The 20,519-nt window shown below is 59.5% G+C and carries 26 protein-coding genes and 1 pseudogene; 10 read left to right on the top strand and 17 right to left on the bottom strand.

The genetic code is table 11. The features are described 5' to 3' along the window. Positions 1 to 95: 95 nt before the first annotated feature. The 7 genes and pseudogenes from AC4PS6_RS12315 (at position 96) to tsaA (ending at position 4,993) form a co-directional block, all read left to right on the top strand. A pseudogene (locus AC4PS6_RS12315) lies at positions 96 to 419 on the top strand (type II toxin-antitoxin system RelE/ParE family toxin). Next, positions 416 to 751: an addiction module antidote protein gene (locus tag AC4PS6_RS12320; protein WP_014717185.1), complete on the top strand. Its 336-nt coding sequence runs from the start codon at positions 416 to 418 to the stop codon at positions 749 to 751. The pseudogene AC4PS6_RS12315 and the gene AC4PS6_RS12320 overlap by 4 nt, the downstream one beginning before the upstream one ends. A 181-nt stretch (positions 752 to 932) precedes the next feature. Next, positions 933 to 2,273: a 30S ribosomal protein S12 methylthiotransferase RimO gene (gene rimO / locus AC4PS6_RS12325; protein WP_003231334.1), complete on the top strand. Its 1,341-nt coding sequence runs from the start codon at positions 933 to 935 to the stop codon at positions 2,271 to 2,273. Between the two features lie 100 nt (positions 2,274 to 2,373). Further along, the gene (locus tag AC4PS6_RS12330) at positions 2,374 to 2,844 is read left to right on the top strand and encodes a GNAT family N-acetyltransferase (RefSeq protein ID WP_336827140.1); all 471 of its coding nucleotides are present in this window, start codon (positions 2,374 to 2,376) and stop codon (positions 2,842 to 2,844) included. Between the two features lie 207 nt (positions 2,845 to 3,051). Beyond that, a complete protein-coding gene (locus AC4PS6_RS12335) occupies positions 3,052 to 3,762 on the top strand; it encodes an rRNA pseudouridine synthase (protein WP_014717183.1) in 711 nt (236 codons plus the stop codon). Positions 3,763 to 3,831: 69 nt separating this feature from the next. Further along, positions 3,832 to 4,293: a YehS family protein gene (locus AC4PS6_RS12340; RefSeq protein ID WP_005785469.1), complete on the top strand. Its 462-nt coding sequence runs from the start codon at positions 3,832 to 3,834 to the stop codon at positions 4,291 to 4,293. A 4-nt stretch (positions 4,294 to 4,297) separates the two neighbouring features. Continuing rightward, positions 4,298 to 4,993, top strand: a complete 696-nt coding sequence (tsaA, locus tag AC4PS6_RS12345; RefSeq protein ID WP_014717182.1) for a tRNA (N6-threonylcarbamoyladenosine(37)-N6)-methyltransferase TrmO — start codon at positions 4,298 to 4,300, stop codon at positions 4,991 to 4,993. Between the two features lie 132 nt (positions 4,994 to 5,125). On the opposite strand, the gene fpr is transcribed toward tsaA, so the two are convergent. Beyond that, complete coding sequence (gene fpr / locus AC4PS6_RS12350) at positions 5,126 to 5,905, bottom strand: ferredoxin-NADP reductase (protein ID WP_003189055.1); 780 nt, start codon at positions 5,903 to 5,905, stop codon at positions 5,126 to 5,128. Positions 5,906 to 6,030: 125 nt separating this feature from the next. On the opposite strand from fpr, the gene AC4PS6_RS12355 reads away from it, so the two are divergent. Next, on the top strand, positions 6,031 to 6,957 hold the full coding sequence (locus tag AC4PS6_RS12355; protein ID WP_010212678.1) for a LysR family transcriptional regulator: 927 nt from the start codon (positions 6,031 to 6,033) through the stop codon (positions 6,955 to 6,957). 3 nt (positions 6,958 to 6,960) lie between these two features. On the opposite strand, the gene AC4PS6_RS12360 is transcribed toward AC4PS6_RS12355, so the two are convergent. The 3 genes from AC4PS6_RS12360 to AC4PS6_RS12370 form a co-directional block, all read right to left on the bottom strand. Continuing rightward, positions 6,961 to 7,323 (bottom strand): diacylglycerol kinase, encoded by a 363-nt coding sequence (locus AC4PS6_RS12360; protein WP_019817716.1) that lies wholly within the window; start codon positions 7,321 to 7,323, stop codon positions 6,961 to 6,963. Between the two features lie 75 nt (positions 7,324 to 7,398). Further along, a complete protein-coding gene (gene erdR / locus AC4PS6_RS12365; protein WP_003189050.1) occupies positions 7,399 to 8,049 on the bottom strand; it encodes a response regulator transcription factor ErdR in 651 nt (216 codons plus the stop codon). 251 nt (positions 8,050 to 8,300) lie between these two features. After that, entirely contained in the window at positions 8,301 to 9,020 is a 720-nt protein-coding gene (locus tag AC4PS6_RS12370) for a tRNA-uridine aminocarboxypropyltransferase (RefSeq protein ID WP_032903391.1), read from the bottom strand. A gap of 178 nt (positions 9,021 to 9,198) precedes the next feature. Between AC4PS6_RS12370 and AC4PS6_RS12375 the strand changes: the two genes are divergently transcribed. Together AC4PS6_RS12375 and AC4PS6_RS12380 are read left to right on the top strand one after the other, a co-directional pair. Further along, the gene (locus tag AC4PS6_RS12375; RefSeq protein WP_014717179.1) at positions 9,199 to 9,633 is read left to right on the top strand and encodes a PA3611 family quorum-sensing-regulated virulence factor; all 435 of its coding nucleotides are present in this window, start codon (positions 9,199 to 9,201) and stop codon (positions 9,631 to 9,633) included. Positions 9,634 to 9,927: 294 nt separating this feature from the next. Further along, positions 9,928 to 11,040 carry an LOG family protein gene (locus tag AC4PS6_RS12380; protein WP_020301155.1) on the top strand — a complete coding sequence of 371 codons (1,113 nt, stop codon included), beginning with the start codon at positions 9,928 to 9,930 and terminating at the stop codon, positions 11,038 to 11,040. Between the two features lie 61 nt (positions 11,041 to 11,101). On the opposite strand, the gene recX is transcribed toward AC4PS6_RS12380, so the two are convergent. From recX to AC4PS6_RS12445, 13 genes are all read right to left on the bottom strand, one after another. Next, positions 11,102 to 11,569 (bottom strand): recombination regulator RecX, encoded by a 468-nt coding sequence (recX, locus tag AC4PS6_RS12385; protein WP_020301156.1) that lies wholly within the window; start codon positions 11,567 to 11,569, stop codon positions 11,102 to 11,104. Positions 11,570 to 11,577: 8 nt separating this feature from the next. Then, complete coding sequence (recA, locus tag AC4PS6_RS12390) at positions 11,578 to 12,636, bottom strand: recombinase RecA (protein ID WP_014717176.1); 1,059 nt, start codon at positions 12,634 to 12,636, stop codon at positions 11,578 to 11,580. 83 nt (positions 12,637 to 12,719) lie between these two features. After that, positions 12,720 to 13,220, bottom strand: coding sequence for a CinA family protein (locus tag AC4PS6_RS12395; RefSeq protein ID WP_020301157.1), 501 nt, complete (start codon positions 13,218 to 13,220; stop codon positions 12,720 to 12,722). A 152-nt stretch (positions 13,221 to 13,372) separates the two neighbouring features. Then, positions 13,373 to 13,930: a glycoside hydrolase family 19 protein gene (locus AC4PS6_RS12400; protein WP_014717174.1), complete on the bottom strand. Its 558-nt coding sequence runs from the start codon at positions 13,928 to 13,930 to the stop codon at positions 13,373 to 13,375. Between the two features lie 22 nt (positions 13,931 to 13,952). After that, positions 13,953 to 14,954: a contractile injection system protein, VgrG/Pvc8 family gene (locus AC4PS6_RS12405; RefSeq protein ID WP_198833025.1), complete on the bottom strand. Its 1,002-nt coding sequence runs from the start codon at positions 14,952 to 14,954 to the stop codon at positions 13,953 to 13,955. A 9-nt stretch (positions 14,955 to 14,963) separates the two neighbouring features. After that, positions 14,964 to 15,176, bottom strand: coding sequence for a tail protein X (locus AC4PS6_RS12410; RefSeq protein WP_014717172.1), 213 nt, complete (start codon positions 15,174 to 15,176; stop codon positions 14,964 to 14,966). Continuing rightward, entirely contained in the window at positions 15,169 to 15,552 is a 384-nt protein-coding gene (locus AC4PS6_RS12415; RefSeq protein ID WP_014717171.1) for a phage tail protein, read from the bottom strand. The genes AC4PS6_RS12410 and AC4PS6_RS12415 overlap by 8 nt, the downstream gene beginning before the upstream one ends. Beyond that, positions 15,552 to 17,783 carry a phage tail tape measure protein gene (locus tag AC4PS6_RS12420; protein ID WP_492180847.1) on the bottom strand — a complete coding sequence of 744 codons (2,232 nt, stop codon included), beginning with the start codon at positions 17,781 to 17,783 and terminating at the stop codon, positions 15,552 to 15,554. Before AC4PS6_RS12420 ends, AC4PS6_RS12415 begins: the two co-directional genes overlap by 1 nt. A 6-nt stretch (positions 17,784 to 17,789) precedes the next feature. After that, positions 17,790 to 17,915 (bottom strand): hypothetical protein, encoded by a 126-nt coding sequence (locus tag AC4PS6_RS12425; protein WP_020301160.1) that lies wholly within the window; start codon positions 17,913 to 17,915, stop codon positions 17,790 to 17,792. Continuing rightward, on the bottom strand, positions 17,912 to 18,484 hold the full coding sequence (locus AC4PS6_RS12430) for a phage tail assembly protein (protein ID WP_014717168.1): 573 nt from the start codon (positions 18,482 to 18,484) through the stop codon (positions 17,912 to 17,914). The genes AC4PS6_RS12425 and AC4PS6_RS12430 overlap by 4 nt, the downstream gene beginning before the upstream one ends. Positions 18,485 to 18,664: 180 nt before the next feature. Next, positions 18,665 to 19,171: a phage major tail tube protein gene (locus AC4PS6_RS12435; protein WP_014717167.1), complete on the bottom strand. Its 507-nt coding sequence runs from the start codon at positions 19,169 to 19,171 to the stop codon at positions 18,665 to 18,667. After that, positions 19,171 to 20,337: a phage tail sheath protein gene (locus AC4PS6_RS12440; protein ID WP_014717166.1), complete on the bottom strand. Its 1,167-nt coding sequence runs from the start codon at positions 20,335 to 20,337 to the stop codon at positions 19,171 to 19,173. The genes AC4PS6_RS12435 and AC4PS6_RS12440 overlap by 1 nt, the downstream gene beginning before the upstream one ends. Before the next feature lie 2 nt (positions 20,338 to 20,339). Beyond that, positions 20,340 to 20,513, bottom strand: a complete 174-nt coding sequence (locus tag AC4PS6_RS12445) for a hypothetical protein (protein ID WP_191958244.1) — start codon at positions 20,511 to 20,513, stop codon at positions 20,340 to 20,342. Positions 20,514 to 20,519 lie beyond the last annotated feature (6 nt).

Genomic DNA, 20,519 nt, shown 5'->3' on the forward strand with positions numbered 1-20,519 from the left:
GCCGGATTACCTGATCAGTCAATCGTGCACTCGCAGGGCGCGCAGTCGATATAAAAACTCAACTATCGGACTGTCTCTTTTAAGGTACACTCCTCATGTACGAAGTGAAACACGTACTGTCAATCAACGGCGTGGATATCTACCAGGCTTGGCTGGATACAGTGCAGGACACGCGTTCGAAAGCAAGAATCACCACCAGAGTGGATCGGGCGTCCCTTGGTCACTTTGGCGTTACCGAGCCAGTGGGTGATGGGGTCTTTGAGATGAAGCTCGACTTCGGCCCAGGGTTTCGCGTGTATTAGGCAGTCCAGGATCGAAAAATCATTTTCCTATTGGGCGGTGGTTCGAAGGCCAGACAGCAGAACGATATCGATCAGGCCAAGGCTCTCTGGAAATCTTACAAGGTGCAGCAAAAATGACCATTCGTACCCGCCCGCACGAAGATAGCGTTCTGGAAATGCTTCGCAACGACGAAGCATTCGCCCTCGAATATTTATCTGTCGCGCTTGAGGAAATAGATGAAGCCGGTGGCGAGGACGCTTTCCTTGTCGCTATCCGTCGAGTGGCGGAAGCCCGTGGTGGGATGCTCAGCTTGTCGCAGAACACAGGACTCAATAGAGCAAACCTCTACAGGTCCATCGGCGTCGGCGGCGATCCTAAGCTCTCCACTTTGCTTAAAGTCCTCCAGGCGTTAGGTGTGGGTATGTCTAAAGTGGTATCGCACCGAACCGAACAAGACATCCGGGCTTAAGCGCGCGCCAGTGGCTATGGGGATGACCCGGCGCAGCACTCGTCGCATTTCCCTGCATAAAGCTGGTCAAGTGCGTTGCCCACCGATAGAATTGCGCACTTTTTGATCAGAGGCGCACCAAGCGCCCATCCGTTGCCTTGTCGTGCACGACCGGCAGCGTCATTCAATACCGAGGTTAGACATGTCCACCACCATCGCAAAAGCCAACCCCAAGGTTGGCTTTGTTTCCCTGGGTTGCCCGAAGGCGCTTGTCGACTCCGAGCGCATCCTCACGCAATTGCGTATGGAAGGCTACGACGTCGTGTCCACTTACCAGGACGCCGATGTGGTGGTGGTCAACACCTGCGGCTTCATCGACTCGGCCAAGGCCGAATCCCTGGAAGTGATCGGCGAAGCCATCAAGGAAAACGGCAAGGTCATCGTGACCGGCTGCATGGGGGTGGAAGAAGGCAATATCCGTAACGTGCACCCGAGTGTGCTGGCGGTGACCGGCCCGCAGCAGTACGAGCAGGTGGTCAACGCTGTGCACGAGGTGGTGCCGCCACGCCAGGATCACAACCCGCTGATCGACCTGGTGCCGCCTCAAGGCATCAAGCTGACCCCACGTCACTACGCGTATCTGAAGATTTCCGAAGGCTGCAACCACAGCTGCAGCTTCTGCATCATCCCGTCGATGCGCGGCAAACTGGTAAGCCGCCCGGTGGGTGATGTGCTCGACGAGGCCCAGCGTCTGGTCAAGTCTGGCGTCAAGGAACTGCTGGTGATCTCCCAGGACACCAGCGCCTACGGCGTCGATGTGAAATACCGCACCGGTTTCTGGAACGGCGCGCCGGTGAAAACCCGCATGACCGAGCTGTGCGAAGCCCTCAGCAGCCTGGGCGTGTGGGTGCGCCTGCACTATGTTTACCCTTACCCGCACGTGGACGAGTTGATCCCGTTGATGGCCGCCGGCAAGATCCTGCCGTACCTGGACATCCCGTTCCAGCACGCCAGCCCGAAAGTGCTCAAGGCGATGAAACGTCCGGCGTTTGAAGACAAGACCCTGGCACGCATCAAGAACTGGCGCGAGATCTGCCCGGAGCTGATCATCCGCTCCACCTTCATCGTCGGTTTCCCCGGCGAGACCGAGGAAGACTTCCAGTACCTGCTGGACTGGCTGACCGAAGCGCAGCTGGACCGCGTCGGTTGCTTCCAGTACTCGCCGGTGGAAGGTGCTCCGGCCAACCTGCTGGACCTGGCCGTGGTGCCGGACGACGTCAAGCAAGACCGTTGGGAGCGCTTCATGGCGCACCAGCAGGCCATCAGCTCGGCACGCCTGCAACTGCGCATCGGCAAGGAAATCGAAGTGCTGATCGATGAAGTCGACGAGCAAGGCGCGGTGGGTCGTTGCTTCTTCGACGCCCCTGAAATTGACGGTAACGTGTTTATCGACGATGCCAGCGGCCTGAAGCCGGGTGACAAAGTCTGGTGCACCGTGACCGACGCCGACGAGTACGACTTGTGGGCTGAAAAGCGCGACTGATCGCACGGTGATAAAAAAGCCTCGCCTCTGAGAAGATGCGGGGCTTTTTTAGGTCTATCGTATTGTCCATCAACCCCGAATACAGCAAGGGACAGCGGGTATGCGTCAGCATTCGGTGATTCACACACCTAAAACCAGCGACTACACGCGCCTGGTGCAGATCTGGGAGGACTCGGTACGCGCCACCCACGACTTCCTCCCGGACAGCTATATCGACATGTTGAAAAACCTGGTGCTGAGCCGCTACCTCGATGCGGTCATGCTGATCTGCACCAAGGACGTGCGCCAGCACATTACCGGCTTCGCCGGGGTGTCGGCGGGCAAGGTGGAAATGCTGTTTATCGACCCGCGCTACCGTGGCCAGGGGCTGGGCCGGCAATTGCTGGGCTACGCGATCGAACACATGAACGCCGATGAACTGGACGTCAACGAACAGAACCCCCAGGCCCTGGGTTTTTACCTCAAGCAAGGCTTCGAGGTGATCGGGCGAACGGACCATGATGGGCTTGGGCAGCCTTATCCGTTGTTGCACCTGCGTCTGCGCCAGCAGCAACAGGCCCGTAATGCCTGAACTGTGGGAGCTGGCTTGCCTGCGAAGGCGTCGGGTCAGTCTACCCATCCGGTGCTGGTATATCGCCATCGCAGGCAAGCCAGCTCCCACATTTGACCCGTGTTGTGTTAGTTAAGTAATTGTTATGGCCGATGTGCTGAAATGGGGCCGGGATTAACCGGCGCCAGGCAGGTACAATAGTGGCCCCCTTTTGTTACGGCCCTTGTCATGACTGACCCCATACGCCTCTCCAAACGCCTTATCGAACTGGTCGGTTGCTCCCGTCGGGAGGCTGAGCTGTTTATCGAAGGCGGCTGGGTCTCGGTGGACGGCGAAGTGATCGACGAGCCGCAGTTCAAGGTCACTGACGAGAAAGTCGAGCTGGACCCGGAAGCTAAAGCCACCGCGCCAGAGCCGGTGACCATCCTGATGCACGCCCCCGCAGGCATGGATGCTGAAACCGCCATGGCCTCGATCAGCGCCGAAACCCTCTCTGAAGAACACCGCTTCGGCAAGCGTCCGCTCAAGGGGCACTTTCTGCGCCTGAGCGCCAGCGCCGACCTGCAAGCCAAAGCCAGTGGCCTGCTGGTGTTTACCCAGGACTGGAAGATTCTGCGCAAGTTGACCGCCGATGCCGCCAAGATCGAGCAGGAATACGTGGTGGAAGTCGAAGGCGACATGGTTGCCCACGGCCTTAACCGCCTGAACCACGGCTTGACCTACAAAGGCAAAGAGCTGCCTGCCGTCAAAGCCAGCTGGCAGAACGAGAACCGCCTGCGCTTTGCGATGAAAAACCCGCAACCCGGCGTGATCGCGCTGTTCTGCGAAGCCGTTGGGCTGAAAGTCATCGCCATCCGCCGCATCCGCATCGGCGGCGTGTCCATCGGCAAAGTGCCAGTGGGCCAATGGCGTTACCTGTCCGGCAAAGAGAAGTTCTAAGCCGTTCCCCTTTTCCCGACACCGCCTGATTCCGGCGGTGTCATCAGTTGAATACCAGGATTGCCCACCATGATTCACAACGACGTACTGCGCAGCGTGCGCTACATGCTCGACATCAGCGACAACAAGATGGTCGAGATCATCAAGCTCGGCGGCATGGACGTGACCAAGGAAGACCTGCTGACCTACCTCAAAAAAGATGAGGAAGAAGGCTTCGTGTTCTGCCCGGATGAAGTCATGGCTCACTTCCTCGATGGCTTGGTGATTTTCAAGCGCGGCAAGGACGAAAGCCGCCCGCCGCAGCCGATCGAAACCCCGGTGACCAACAACATCATCCTGAAAAAGCTGCGCGTGGCCTTCGAACTGAAGGAAGACGACATGCATGCAATCCTCAAGGCGGCGGAGTTCCCGGTGTCCAAGCCAGAGCTGAGCGCGCTGTTCCGTAAGTTTGGTCATACAAACTACCGCACCTGTGGCGATCAGTTGCTGCGTAACTTCCTCAAGGGCCTGACCTTGCGGGTCCGTGCCTAAGCCCATGAGTTACCAGGTCTCGCCCGTCGGCTTCGTACGCTCCTGTTTCAAGGAGAAGTTCGCCATCCCGCGCCAACCGCAACTGGCACCGGCTGCCCGTGGCGTGCTGGAGCTGGTGGCGCCGTTCGACCAGGGTGAGGCGGTGCAGGGGCTGGAGCAGGTCAGCCATGTGTGGCTGCTGTTTCTGTTTCATCAGGCACTGGAAGACAAGCCACGCCTGAAAGTGCGCCCGCCACGCCTGGGCGGCAATACGTCCATGGGTGTGTTTGCCACCCGCGCAACCCATCGTCCCAATGGCATCGGCCAGTCGGTGGTGAAGCTGGACAAGGTGGAACCGGGGCGGTTGTGGATATCGGGCATAGATTTGCTCGATGGCACGCCGGTGCTGGATATCAAGCCGTATGTGCCGTATGCCGATATCGTGGATGCGGCCACCAACGACATCGCCAGCAATGCGCCCGCGCTGATCGGCGTGCAATGGCTCAAGGCTGCACTGCAACAGGCGCAAGGCCATGCACAGCGCCTTGGTGAACCGTTGGTGGAGTTGATTGAACAGTGTCTGGCACAGGATCCGCGGCCGGCGTATCAGGTTCCTACCTCAGAACGGGAATACGGTGTGCGGTTCTGGGATGTGGATGTGCGCTGGCACTACCCGGAGCCGGGGATGATTTGTGTGCTGGAAGTGGTTTCGGCTAAATAGGGCGAAAACCAAATGTGGGAGCTGGCTTGCCTGCGATGCAGACACCTCAGTGGTTCAGTTGAACCGAGGTGATGCTATCGCAGGCAAGCCAGCTCCCACACTTTTTGGATCGCTGGTGTTACTGACTCTGTATTACTTCTCGACGAACGCACGCTCGATCAGGTAGTCACCCGGCTCACGCATCCGTGGCGAAACTTTCAGGCCGAAGCTGTTCAACACTTCGCTGGTCTCATCCAACATGCTTGGGCTGCCGCACAGCATGGCGCGGTCGTCCTCGGGGTTGATCGGCGGCAGGCCGATGTCGCTGAACAGTTTGCCGCTGCGCATCAGGTCGGTCAGGCGACCTTCGTTTTCGAACGGCTCGCGGGTCACGGTCGGGTAGTAGATCAACTTGTCACGCAGGGCCTCGCCGAAGAACTCGTTCTGCGGCAGGTGCTCGGTGATGAATTCGCGGTAGGCGACTTCGTTGACGTAGCGCACGCCGTGGCACAGGATGACTTTTTCGAAACGCTCATAGGTCTCCGGGTCCTGGATCACGCTCATGAATGGAGCGAGGCCAGTACCGGTGCTGAGCAGGTACAGATGCTTGCCCGGCTTCAAATCGTCAAGCACCAGGGTGCCTGTCGGTTTTTTGCTGATGATGATCTCGTCGCCTTCCTTCAGATGCTGCAACTGGGAAGTGAGCGGGCCATCGGGCACCTTGATGCTGAAGAACTCCAGATGCTCTTCCCAGTTCGGGCTGGCAATGGAGTAAGCGCGCATGAGCGGGCGGCCGTTGGGCTGTTGCAGGCCGATCATCACGAACTGACCGTTCTCGAAGCGCAGGCCCGGATCGCGGGTGCACTTGAAGCTGAACAGAGTGTCGTTCCAGTGATGAACACTGAGGACACGCTCGTGGTTCATGTTGCTCATGTACGGGGGACTCCTGGAAATGGGTCTGCGCCAAAGGTAAGGATGCGCAATTGCACAGCATTCTAATGGCGGCGACAATATCTGTTAACTGGATTATTAAGATAAGGGTTATCGGTTATATCGATATGCGATTTACTCTCCGTCAACTGCAAGTTTTCGTCGCCGTCGCCCAGCAGGAAAGCGTCTCGCGCGCTGCTGGCCTTCTGGCCTTATCTCAATCCGCCGCCAGCACCTCAATCACCGAGCTGGAGCGTCAATCCAGCTGTCAATTATTCGACCGCGCCGGTAAACGCCTGAGCCTCAACGCCCTCGGTCACCAGCTGTTGCCCCAGGCGGTGGCATTGCTGGACCAGGCCAAGGAGATCGAAGACCTGCTCAACGGCAAGTCAGGCTTCGGTTCCCTGGCGGTCGGCGCCACGCTGACCATCGGCAATTACCTGGCGACGCTGCTGATTGGCAGCTTTATGCAGCAGCATCCCGAGAGCCAGGTGAAACTGCATGTGCAGAACACTGCGCATATCGTGCATCAGGTGGCGCACTACGAAATTGACCTGGGTCTAATCGAAGGTGACTGCAGCCACCCGGATATCGAAGTGCAAACCTGGGTAGAAGACGAGCTGGTGGTGTTTTGCGCGCCCCAGCATCATCTGGCCAAGCGTGGCGTGGCAAGCATGGATGAGCTGACCCACGAAGCGTGGATCCTGCGCGAACAAGGCTCTGGCACGCGCCTGACCTTTGACCAGGCCATGCGCCATCATCGCAGCGCGCTGAATATCCGCCTGGAGCTGGAACATACCGAGGCAATCAAGCGGGCTGTGGAGTCGGGGTTGGGGATTGGCTGCATTTCGCGGCTGGCGCTGCGCGATGCCTTCCGCCGTGGCAGCCTGGTGCCGGTAGAAACCCCGGACCTGGACCTGGCCCGGCAGTTCTACTTCATCTGGCACAAGCAGAAGTACCAGACCTCGGCGATGCGCGAGTTTCTCGAACTGTGCCGCGCCTTCACCGCTGGGGTGCAGCGCAGCGACGAGATCGTGCTGCCGAGTATCGCGTGATCGTCAGATCAGGATTACGGCCCATACCAGGGTGATCATGGTCAGTGCCACGAATTGCGCGGCGCTGCCCATGTCCTTGGCGTTTTTCGACAGCGGGTGGCGGTCCAGGGAAATACGGTCAATGGCCGCTTCTACCGCTGAGTTAAGCAATTCGACGATCAGCGCCAACAAACACACTGCAATCAGCAGCGCCCGTTCAACCCGGCTGACCTGCAGGAAAAAGCTCACGGGAATCAGGATGACATTCAGCAATACCAGTTGGCGGAATGCCGCCTCGCCAGTGAAAGCCGCACGCAGGCCATCCAGGGAATAGCCCCCTGCATTGAAGATACGTTTGATACCGGTTTGACCCTTGAAAGGCGACATAGATGTAGGCAACTGAACCAAAGAAGTGGGGAAGCTAGATCACGCAAAGTCAAAAAAGCGTGAAGCGGCTGTAACTTAATGTTGCGAGATGGACTCGAGTTGCTGCAAAAGCAACGCCGCCTGAGTGCGCGTACGCACGCCCAACTTACGGAAAATCGCCGTAACGTGGGCCTTGATGGTCGCTTCCGACACACTCAATTCGTAAGCAATCTGCTTGTTCAACAACCCTTCGCAGACCATGGTCAATACTCGGAACTGCTGGGGCGTCAAGCTGGCCAGGCCATCGCGGGCGGCCTTGGCTTCATCGGACACATTGATTTCTTCAAACGCCTGGGGTGGCCAGGACACATCGCCGTCCAACACCGTGCGCACGGCTTTCTGGATATCTTCCATCGCGCTGGACTTGGGAATGAAGCCGCTGGCGCCAAACTCTTTGGAGCGCACCACCACGTCGGCTTCTTCCTGGGCCGACACCATCACCACGGGGATCTGCGGGTATTGGCCACGCAGCAGCACCAGCCCGGAGAAACCGTACGCGCCCGGCATGTTCAGGTCGAGCAACACCAGATCCCAGTCGGATTTTTCAGTCAGGCGGGCTTCCAGTTCGGCAATGCTGGCAACTTCGACCAGACGTACATCGGGGCCAAGGCCCAGGGTTACGGCCTGATGCAGTGCGCTGCGAAACAGCGGGTGGTCATCGGCAATCAGGATTTCGTATGTGGCCATTGGTTAAATGATCCTGTTTTTTATGGGAGCCCTGATGGGTTCAGGGTTCACCAATACACGAGGCGACGGCCAGGCAGCGATCGCCACAGGGCCCGCTCAACGTCAAAAACACATGAAACGACGTCGATAATTCACGGTTGCACCCAATCGGCGCACAGCATGCCCAGCGTAGCCTGGAGGGTCAAGCACTACGCCCGTGGGGATTTTAGCGGGTTGCGGGCTTACAGTGCCATCATGCAAACGTCGTCTGGTTATCCCGCCGGGATGTAGGGTGCAAGGCGGGTATGCACGGTGTCCGCCGCATCCAATGGCAGTTGGAATTTGGCAGCCAGGTAATGGGTGCTGAACACATCAAGGTAGGCATCCAGCACTTCGCTGGCGGCCAGGTCATCGGCCAGCTCCAGGCACAGCGCCGCCACCTCGGCGGTGCAGAAATGGTCATCGCGCTTGGAGCGCCGTAGTTTGTAGCGTGACAACTGTTCGGGCGCCAGGCTCAGCACCGGTAAATGTTCCAGATAGGGACTTTTGCGAAACATCTTGCGCGCTTCGCTCCAGGTGCCGTCCAACAGGATGAACAGTGGGCGCTTGCCCTCCTCCACGCGCACTTCACTGACCACCCGTTGCGGCGCCACGAATTCACCGGGAAATACGATGTAGGGTTGCCACTGCGGGTCGGCCAGCAACCTGAGCAACTCGGGGTCGACTTCGGTACGCGACCAGGCAAACGCGGTGGTGTCGTGTATGACATCGGCGATCAGCCAGCCCGTGTTACTGGGCTTCATCGGTTCAACGTCATGCATCAACAGGCACATGGCGGACTTGGCTTCTACCTGAGGCCGCCAGGCACACAGGCAGTACTCAGGAATGACCCGACAGCCGGGACAGCGCTCAGCACGGGAACCCCGATTGAGAAACGGCCTGACGGCACGCGCCAGACGCTGGGTACGCAAACGGGAGACGGCGTGACTCATCGGGCACGCGGCGAAGTAGAAGAAATCGACACGGAACAAACTCGTGAAAAACAGAAGTCCCGCAGTTTACCAGCGATACGCCTGGCTGTAGTGGCAAGGGCTCACCTATAATTGCGCGCCACTGAACGCACAGCCCAGTGGCTGGTCTATGCACCAGTAACCGAATCAGGAGAGTTTCATGCTGCGTTCCATGCTGCGCCTTGTTGCCCCATCCGTCGCCCTTGCGCTGGTCTTGCCTATGGGCGCCCACGCGGCCTCGCTGCTGGAGGCTCAAATGAACAAGAAGCTGCAAAGCGTCGCGGCCGAAAGCAACAAGGACCTGCCCCGGGAAATCGATGAAAAAACCCTGGAAGTCGCCTACACCGTTGAAGGCATGCAACTGATCGATCACCTCAGCGTGTTGCCTGACCGTGCCGAACAGATGCGCGCCAACCCCAAGGCTGTGTATTTCCAGCTGGGCCGCAGTGTATGCACCAACCCGGGCTACCGCGAGCTGATGGCCAAGGGCGCAGTGATGCGCTATGAAATCACCGAGAACAAGACCAATCGCCCGGTGGCCTCGGTCAAGTTCGCAGAGGCCGATTGCCCGGCTCCGACGAAGAAGAAAAAGTAACCTTTGCTTGCCCCTCCCGCGCCGCTGCCCAGCGGCGCGCACGCCCCCGCTGCGTTTGCTGTCAACGACTAAACTGCCTAATGAGCCATCAATAAGCGGTTGCCAGCCAAGGGTTTTTCGGCCCATGATCAGCTCATCCCAGATGCCCGCCCACCACAGTTTTTAACGCTGTTCTGTCACATTTTCAGGGCAAAAAAGGCCTGCCCTCCTGCGGCATGCCGCGACACAAGCAGTGTCGTGGCCCAGGCGACGTTCTCGTCGACTACCCAGGCCCTGTAGAGAAGGAGAAATTGAATGCCTTATGAATCGAATGATTTGTTGCTTCGTCATTTTGAAGAAAACGGGACCGACCTCACCCAGCAGGTCGACGCACAAATTCAGTTGATCGCCCCCAACAGCCCGAATATCTCCCTTTATCGAGACATGATCCTCACCGTCCTGCGCATGGCCCAGGACGACCGTGATCGCTGGAACGCCAAGATCACCCTGCGGGCCATCCGCGAACTGGACCATGCCTTTCGGGTGCTCGAACAATTCAAGGGCCGGCGCAAAGTCACGGTATTCGGCTCGGCGCGTACGCCAGTGGAAAGCCCCCTGTATGCGCTAGCCCGAGAGGTAGGTGCGGCGTTGGCACGGTCCGACCTGATGGTCATCACCGGTGGCGGTGGCGGCATCATGGCCGCGGCCCACGAAGGTGCGGGCCTGGAGCACAGCCTAGGGTTCAATATCACCCTGCCCTTTGAACAGCATGCCAACCCAACCATTGATGGCACCGACAACCTGCTGTCATTCCACTTCTTCTTTACCCGCAAGCTGTTCTTCGTCAAGGAAGCCGACGCGCTGGTGTTGTGCCCTGGCGGTTTCGGCACCCTCGACGAGGCATTGGAAGTGCTGACCCTTATCCAGACCGGCAAGAGCCCACTGGTGCCGGTCGTGCTACTGGATGCGCCGGGCGGTGGGTTCTGGCAAGGCGCCCTGGATTTCATCCGCAGTCAGTTGGAAGCCAATCGCTATATCCTGCCCACCGACCTCAAACTGGTCCGCCTGGTCTACAGCGCCGAAGAGGCCGTAGACGAAATCAACCAGTTCTACGCCAACTTCCACTCCACCCGCTGGCTTAAGCGTGAGTTTGTGGTGCGCATGAATCATCCCCTGAGTGAGCGCGCCCTCGCCCATATGCAGCAAGCGTTTGCCAGCCTGCGGCTCAGTGGCGAATTCCAGCAACTCGCCTATACGGGCGAAGACCATGACGAACCGAGATTCAGCCATTTGACGCGCCTGGTGTTCAATTTCAACGGTCGCGATCAGGGGCGATTGCGAGAGTTGGTGGATTACATCAACCTGCCGGAGAACTGGGCACAGGCTCAGGGCAAGGCCCAGCAACGGATGACGCCAGAGACAGCGTGATTTTTTGCAGGCAAAAAAAAAGGCCCACTATTTTCATAGTGGGCCTTTTGTTTTTTGGCGTTCAGTCGTCCATACCCCGGCCGCTCAACAAGCGGCTGATCATGTCCATCGAAAACCCGCGATAACTCAAGAAACGACCTTGCTTCGCACGTTCTTTGGCATCAATCGGAAGATGCCCCGCAAATTTGCGACGCCAGGTGTCTTCCAACTGCGACTGCCAATTGATACCGCACTCACGTAGCGTAAGGTCAATATCGGCACGTTGCAGTCCACGTTGGCTTAACTCCTCGCGAATCCGCGCAGGGCCGTAACCGGAACGTGCGCGGTAAGACACAAAGCTTTCAAGGTAACGGGCTTCCGACAACAGCCCTTCTTCCGTTAACCGGTCGAGGGCTGTTTCGATCATCTCTGGCTCTGCGCCGCGCTGACGCAACTTACGTGTCAGCTCGACTCGACCATGCTCGCGGCGAGCGAGCAGGTCCATCGCAGTGCGCCGAACGGCGACGAGTGTATCCAGTACAACAGTCATCGTTTGCTTCAGACGTCAGTATCGGCTTCTTCCATTTCATCTACCGGCTCGCGGTTGGCAGCCGCTTTCACGTCCGGCGCTGCGGTCAGAAGCTTGTCGCGGATCTGCTTCTCAAGCGTGGCAGCGATATCCGGATTGTCTGCCAGGAACTTGGCCGAGTTGGCCTTGCCCTGACCGATCTTGCTGCCGTTGTAGGCATACCAGGCACCGGACTTCTCGACAAAACCGTGCAGTACGCCCAGGTCGATCATCTCGCCGTTCAGGTAGATACCCTTGCCGTAGAGAATCTGGAACTCAGCCTGACGGAATGGCGGGGCCACTTTGTTCTTCACGACCTTGACGCGGGTTTCGCTACCGACAACCTCGTCACCTTCCTTCACCGCGCCAGTACGACGGATATCCAGACGGACCGAAGCGTAGAACTTCAGCGCGTTACCACCGGTGGTGGTTTCCGGGCTGCCGAACATCACGCCGATCTTCATACGGATCTGGTTGATGAAGATCACCAGGCAGTTGGCGTTCTTGATGTTACCGGTAATTTTACGCAGCGCCTGGGACATCAGGCGGGCTTGCAGGCCCACGTGCATGTCGCCCATTTCGCCTTCGATTTCAGCCTTGGGCACCAGGGCCGCCACGGAGTCGACCACGATCACGTCGATGGCGTTGGAGCGCACCAGCATGTCGGTGATTTCCAGGGCTTGCTCGCCGGTGTCCGGCTGCGAAACCAGCAGGTCATCGACGTTGACGCCCAGCTTGCCGGCGTATTCAGGATCCAGGGCGTGCTCGGCGTCGACGAACGCGCAGGTAGCGCCCATCTTTTGCGCCTGGGCAATCACCGACAGGGTCAGGGTGGTTTTACCGGAAGATTCAGGACCGTAGATTTCAACGATACGGCCTTTTGGCAGGCCACCAATGCCGAGCGCGATGTCCAGACCCAGAGAGCCAGTGGAAATAGCCGGGATCGCCTGACGGTCGTGATCGCCCATACGCATTACGGCACCCTTGCCGAATTGACGTTCGATCTGACCCAGGGCCGCAGCCAAGGCTTTCTTCTTGTTGTCGTCCATTAAAGTCCTCACGTAATCAATAAGGCCTGACGGCCAACACCTGTATAAGTAGACAGTATTGTTCCACAAAGATCGGTGATCGCCTACCCCTGATTGTCTATTTCTGCTGCAGCTCGTCGCAACAAGCCCTCCAGCGCGGCTTTTACCGTTTGTCGGCGGACCTCGTCGCGGTTGCCGGGGAAGTGCGCAAGCTCGGCGGTCACCTCGTCGCCCACGGCAAAGGCCAGCCAAACGGTGCCCACCGGCTTGTCCGGCGAACCGCCATCCGGGCCGGCGACACCGCTGACCGCCACGGCAAACCGTGCCAGGCTTTTTTCCTGCGCACCGCGGGCCATCGCTTCCACCACTTCCTGGCTGACGGCTCCGACTTTGGCGAACAGTTTTTCCGGCACATTCAACTGCCGGGTCTTCTGTCGGTTGGAATAAGTGACATAGCCCGCCTCGAACCAGGCCGAACTGCCCGGGATCCGCGTGATGGCTTCGGCAATACCGCCGCCGGTACAGGACTCGGCAGTGGTCACGTGGGCACTGAGCACCTGCAAACGGCGCCCCAGTTCGGCAGCCAGTTGAGTGATTTCCTTCACGGTCGTCTCCAGGAATGGGCGGGGGTTTGTCTACCCTACAGGAGCCTATCGGCCATGCAAGGTACAGAGTGCATCAAGAGGCTAATGCGCGACGGCCTGCACCTGCCACACATGCGCCATGAGCAGGCGCGCACCGATCAGGCGAAACGCACCTAAGAAACGCAGAGCACCGCCTTCGCCCGCGCCCACAACTGCAAACGGTCGTCCAGGCCATTGAGGCCGCCGTTGATCCGACGGGTGATGGTGGTGAACTGATCGTTGTCGGCAAGTTCGTTAAGGCCGTTGCTTTGCCAGAACCAGGCGGCGGACTCGCAGGCCCATTGCGGTTGTTCCAGCAGTTGCGGCTGGAGCAGCAGGCGATCATCGCCGAACAGTGCTTGGCTGCACGCAAGGTAATTACGGCGGCCGGTTATCTGGATCAACCCTCTGCCGCGATACTTTTGTCCATCTCCGTCCGCTTCCGGGGTGTTGCCCAGGCGCGCGCCCAAGACGCCGGTGTCATATTTGCTCAAGTATTGATCACTGCCCAATTCGCGCACGTACTGCAACTGGGCAGACTCGTGGCCGATTTGGGCGAGGAAGGCGGCGACGCGACGGGCCGTATTGATCTGATGCCCCGCAAAGGCCGCATTTAGAAAGGTTAAAAAAATGCCCGCGCGAAGGCGGGCTCCAGGCATGACACCCAGAAGCTGAGCATGTGTGATTACCATGGGTTTTACTCTAAGGAAGGATCTACACCGACAAACCGCTGGCCTGGACCGTACTCCGATAGCCACCTTTTCGCTCGCCCCTGGATTTCACCGTTTTAATCGACCAGCGCCCTTGCATGAACCCCGGCCACGACTCATCCAGCAGCAACAGGCCTTCAGCAGCCAACGAAGGATTACCAGGGCAGACCACATCAATCTGCAACCCTTCGCGCCCCACCCGCCGCATCTCTCCCTGCGCCGCCGAGCGTGCTTCGTCCTCGCTCTGGTAGCGCTGTGTCACCACTTTGAAGGGTGCGATGCCCACCTTGACGACACGCTGTTTTCCGGCTGCCGCGTCCCACCATGACGTTTGCGCGCCGTTGTATTTGGCACGGCTGGTTTCGGTGAAACTGGCGCTGATGAACGCGCGGTCACCTGGGCGATTATCATGGGTGATCGACAACCGTACATCCGGCAATGCCTTGCCCGACAGCGTCTTGATCTGGCCTTTGCGCCCCAGTACATACAGCTCATCGACAGGCTTGGCCACCGCATCGAAGCGCTTGGCCAGGCGCGTCAGAAAAGCCATGTCGCTTTCATTGGTCTGATCGATGTGCGCGATCGGCTCACCGTCGAGTTCAGGCGCCACACGCGGTGAAAAACCGTATCGGGTGGTCAGTTGGCGAAACAGCGAACCCAGGGTTATCGGACCATGGCTGGCGGTGCGGCGCTGTTTGAATTCGTGCTCGTCGAACGGTGCCGCCGTGGCCACCAGCACCAGTCGCAATGGGAACATCGAGGGCGTGCGCTGGGTGATCTTGAACACGCCCTTATCCACCAGGCCCGATTCCAGGTACCCAATACGCAGGCCAATTTTGCCGCCCAGATCGGGCAGCCCTTCAAGCCCCTCGATATCGAGGGTCAGCTTCAGTTGATCAGATACAAACCCCGCTGCGTCGGTATGTTCCCACTCCAAGAGCCGCTCGTTGAATAACGCGGCATTGGCTCCGTATAGCTCCACTACAGGTGTAAATCCGAGTGCCATGATGGCTCCTTAATCCCAGGCGGAAACCGGCCGGCTCGCAACCGGTTGCGCGTCCAACTCGGGCACCAGCACGCTGACGCCCGCCGGCAGTACCGCGCCCTGTTCGGCCAACTCCGGGTTCAAGCGCCACAACGCTTCTTCTGCGGCATCATCACTGCGCCCCAGTTCACGGTAGAGCAACAGGTTCACCGAGTCGCCGGCAATACTTCGAACCCTACGCATTGACGAACTCCTCCAGTAACAATGTCCAATTGATCACCATGGCCGTCCCGTCGTCGATCACGCTGGCTTGTTTTTCACTGATCGACTGGATGGTCCATAGCCCCCAGTTACGCCCTAACCCGTCCACCAAAGGCAACGGCGCACGCAGGGCCTGCAGGGTGCGCAACTCATCCAGGCGCGCCATGCCATTGGCACGCGCAGCCTTGCCGCCCAATGCCAGCGTTTCGAGCCCCTGGCCGACCTGGCTGGATTTAGGTTTGCCGGCAATGATGTCGAGACTGACCCAGCCCCCGCTGCTACCACGATCAAGCGTGTCGTAGGCGAACCCACGGGACAGCCCGAAAATAAAAGTACCCAAGACCATCTGTTGTCGCATCACACAGCTCCATCGGTGAGTGCTGCGCCGCGTCGGGTCGCCAGCAGGTTGTCCATCGACAGCGGGGTAAATTGCGCTTCGATCTGTTGCACCACGAGCGCCGCCAGTTGTTGATGGCTGGCTTGCTCAGGCGCGGTGATGGTGATTTGCGGGGCGAAGTTGATTTGGCGGTTGTCGGCTTGAGGGGCGTTGAGGTTTTTGCTGACCTCTGTGGGGGATGGCAGGCGATCGCCCGCCCCCATCACTTTTTCAGCCAGCCACGCACCGACGTCACTGCCCACGAAAGTGCCCACGGCACCACCGACTACCTTACCGATTGCGCCCCCGGCGACGCCGCCCATCACACCGCCCAACACTGTGCCGGCACCCGGAACGACCGAACCGATAACAGCTCCCGCCAGCGTGCCGACCGCTCGGCCTATCGCCATCCCAGCCACATCACCGACGACACCGCCGGCAACACCGCCGGCAACACCGCCGCCGATAGAGCCCACGCTAGTGCCAACCGCTTGACCCAGGTTTCCGGTCATCGCGCCTTGCGTCATCTCGACACCGGCCTGGGCCACCACCAAACCCAGGGGGACCCCTTTGGCCAGCTTGCTCACCTTCGCCGCTTTGCCAGAGATGCCAGGGCCGGAAGCAGGCGGGCGATTACCGCTGTGCTCGTCATTGCTCGGGGCTTTGCGCTGGCTGTCCGGCGGCGTGGTTTTATTCCCTGCTGCCGGCCCCTCTCCGAGCACTTTCCCTGCGACCTTTTCGAAAATCTTGTCCTTCACGGCACCGAAAACACCAGAAACCACCGGGATCAGCACCGCCCCCGCCAGGGCGACGGCAGCGGCAGCCTTGGGCAGGCCTTCCGCGAGCCAAGCCACGCCACTGACCAGGCCGTTCATTGCGGTCAGCGAGGCATCTACAACGGGGGCAAGCGCTGTATCAGAGGCGGTGCTCAAGCGTGTGGTACTGGCCTCGTAGGCTTGCCGACGCGCGTAAGTAGAGTCCGCACGAACCGCGGCCGAACGCAGCACCGAACCTTGGTCGCCCAGCGTCGAAGTGGCGTAGGTGGATTTTTCTGCGACCAGCGAAAAGGCCTGTTTCACGCTGTCGATCACCGGTACCAGGCTCAGAATCGTCTGGTTGCCGTCGAACAACTGCGTCGCCAGCACCGCCTGCCTTTCGGCAGGTTGCGACTTGAGCGCCTCCAGCACCGTAAGCACGGCCTGTGGGGCGTCCTGTTTCATGCCCGCCGCGAGTACTTTTGGATCAAGCTTGAGCTCTGCCCAGGCACTGCGTTGCCCTGCAGAGGCGTTGTCGCCTTTAGCCAGGACGGTGCTGATTTTTTCCAGCCCGGCACCAGCAACAGCCTTGCTGTTACCTGCGCTCAACAACGCCGCCGAAAGCGCTGCAGCCTGTTCGGGACTCATGCCCGCAGCCTTCGCGGCAGCGCCCTGGAGTTGCACAACAGCGCCGATATCCGCCGATTCGGCCTTGAGCGATACCTGGGTGCCCAGCACGTTTGTTGCGTCGGCAAGGTCCAAGGCTTGTGCGCGATCAAGGTGCATTGACTCGCGCCAGCCGCCCATGATTTCGCCGGCATTTTTGACGTCGATCTTGAACGCCGTCGCCATGATCGCAGCGTCGCGAGCGAACTGCTGCAGGTCTGCCCGGCGCCCAACGGGGTCGATATTGCCCGAAGCGTCCTTACGATCACTGCCGATACCGGAACGGGCGGCGGCATACTCGACCTTCGCGAGGTCGACGGCACTGGCACCACTGGCAGCTACCACCGGCTCGGACGCCATGGCAAGGTTGGCTTCACGCAATGCCTTGCGCTCATGCCGGGCAAACATCAACAGTTGATCAATATCAGTCATCGCGGCGTCCAGCGCCTGCGAGGGTGTGCGCTTGTCTGTAGCCGCGACGGTCTTCGTACCCTCTGCGTTCCCGGCAGTTTGAGCTTGCCGGGCGTCCATCACCTTGAGCAACGAGACGTTGAACAGCTCCAGCGTATCGACCAACCGTACCTGCCCGTCCGCCAGATGCTTGATCTGCAAGCTGGCATCGGCCAATGCCAATGCCAAATTCGCCGTACTCCCCGGTGCCTCCAGCGGGCTCGCCAGGGTTTGCGCCATAGGCTTGAGGCTAGCTTGTGCCCCTGCCATTGCAAGTGAGCCCTGAGTCATCACGCCTTCCTTGGCAATGGCTGACCCCGCTCCATGATTACCGTCTGCCATTGCGCTCTACTCCTGTTTAACACCAAGACGACTGATTGCGATGTCGTAGCGGCGCATTGCTTTTCCGGCTTCCCAGTCGAGGATTTCCGCTTCGCTTACCGAGTAAACCAGCGGCACTACATCGAGAATCACTTCGATGTCGCGCTCCGAAAGAAGTCCGCCGGTTTGTTTAAAAAATCGTCGATGCGCTCCTGCAGCTCGGTCCAGTCGGGCACGGTCAGGCCGGCAAGATCGGGAATCATCAGGCCCGTGCAATGGGCGGTGATGAACTCGGCGCGCTCTTTGTTAGTGGCGAGTTTTTTCATCACCTTGGTAGCGCGCAGGGCGGGCATTTCCAGGGGCAGTTCCGACAGGTTTCGGCCGGCGGCTTCCAGGGGTAATAGCAGGTGGACAGGCTGGTCGTGGGTCGTCACGTCCTGTTCTTTCAGGAAGAACGAGGCCGGGCGTGTCGACATTTCGTGTACGTACTGCGCAATGCTCACGTAGTCCGGGCGCTTGAGTTGGTCGAGTTCTTTTTCCGACAGGCCGGTGGCGAGTTTCGCCAGTTCGAAGAACTGGTCGTCCTCGTCATCACCGGCCCGGGCCAGCGCGTCTTTTTGCGCGGCGTAGAACAACGGTTTGAGTTGAACTTGCTCGATCATTGCACCGGTGTCGGCGGTGATCGGGGACAGCAGGATGTGCAACGGTGGCATCCAGGCCATGGGGAATTCCTTGTTGAGCGGTGTTGAAAAGTGCGAAAAATCTAAACCTGAGCATGGCCCCTGTGGGAGCTGGCTTGCCTGCGATGGCATCCACTCGATACACCAGGGATACCGAGTCGCCTGCATCGCAGGCAAGCCAGCTCCCACCTTGACCGTGCTCGCCTCAGATTGCGCCGGCCCTTAAGGCATCAGCACGGCGCGGCGCGCATCGCCAAGGATGTCGACGCCGTTGAGCACGAACTTCTGGGTGCGCACATCGATATCGATCACCGAAATGCCATTTTCCAGACGGTTGTAGGTACGGCAGGACAGTTCCAGCGTGGTGGTGGCCTTGTCGCCCATTTTCAGCTTCGCCTCCTCCAGGGATTTGAGCTTGCCGCCCACGGTGTGGTAGGTGAAATAGGTCTTGCCGTCTTGATCCTGGCCGGCTTCACGCACGTTCAGCAAAATGTCGTCGCCCATGCGCACGCCCAGGGCCAGCATGATTTGCGGGCCGGCACCTTGCAGCACCAGCTTGGCATTGAGCACCTTGCCGCTCTTGGCCATTTCCTCGGCGATAAAGCGCCCGCCGGACATGGCCTCCATGTCGAACTCGATCTTCGGCGGGGTGAATTCTTCCACGGTTGCGGACAACGGCAGGCCTTGAAGGGTGGCCGCAATGGCCTGTCTGACTCGGTTGGTAAACATTAGAGAACGTCCTCCAGGAACTGCTCGATGATTTCATCGCGGGCGTTGAGTTGATAAACCATGTGTTCGTTCGGCGCGTAGCGGCCGTAGTCGATGACGATGAACCAGGTACCGTTCTTGTACTTCTCGACGCTGTTCAGCTCCGGGTGCAGGTATACGCTGCCGCCGGGGATGGTTTCGTCGGCCACCAGGGTTTGCAGCCAGTCGTTGATGCGCTTGACCTCCTGGTCCATGAAGGACTTGGTGAGGTTCTTGGCCATGGCTTTCTGGCCGGCCTTGACCAGCTTGCGGCTGATGGCATCTTCCAGGCCGACGTAGCTGATGAACTTGCCGGTGATGGAGCGGTTGCCCAACAGCGAGAAGCCGCCGAGGATGGTGCGGGCGTAGTAGCTCACGCCATAGCGGTTGAGCAGGTCGCCTTCGGTGGAGGTGTCGAGGATGTTGTACTCGACCACGCGGGAAACGTCCTCGGCGAAGGTCACCTGGTTACCCGGGCTTTCCCACTGCTTGACCTTGGCCAATGCGGCGATGGCCAGCGAGGATGGCGACAGGAACACGTTCTTCTTCGCGGCTTTGGAGTACACCGACGGCATGTTGTGCACCAGCAGGCAACGGTCGAAGCCGAGGTCGGCCCCACCCAGTTCACCGCTGTAGGTCACTTGGTCGGCAACGGACGCGTCCTTGCCATCCAGTACCACACGGGCCTTGATGCGCTTGCCGAAGGAGGCGAACTCACCAGCCACGGCCTTGGTGCCGGTAAAGCCTGGAGCGCCGATGATGGTCAGGTCTTCAGGCACGCTGCTCAGGGCCGCCAGGCCCAGCTTGCGACCGGTGACCGGGTCGTTGCCGCCGATCACATTATTGATCGTATCGGCCGGGGTGGCGCCTTCTTCGACGATGACCACATAGACCGGCACCTTGACCACCTTGAGGATCTGGTACACCGCCTGGAACAAGGTGCCCGACTCAGTGCCGGTAGGGTCCAGCAGCGCCTGGGCGGTGAAGCTGTTGATGCGAAACGGCGCGTTTTTCGGGATTGACGCATGGGCATTCGGCGCAGTGCCGACCAGGCCGATGACGTTATCGCCAAGGCCACCCATGGCCTCGGGGGATTCAGTGGCATTCACAGTGATGCCGTTGTGCTCGAAGTTCAGGACTTCTGCCATGGTTATTCAGCCTTCTTGGGGGTGGAGTTGAGGACGCTGGTCAGTTCCAGACGGCCAGCGGTGCGCAGGGCGGATGCTTCGACGTCGAGCAGTTCCAGTTCCTCGCCGGCGGTGGACCAATGGCCGTTGCCGATGGGGAATGGGACGAGGACGGTGTAGGTTTGGCGGGTGGGCATGGGTGG

Source organism: Pseudomonas sp. DW-iso17 (assembly GCF_058725345.1).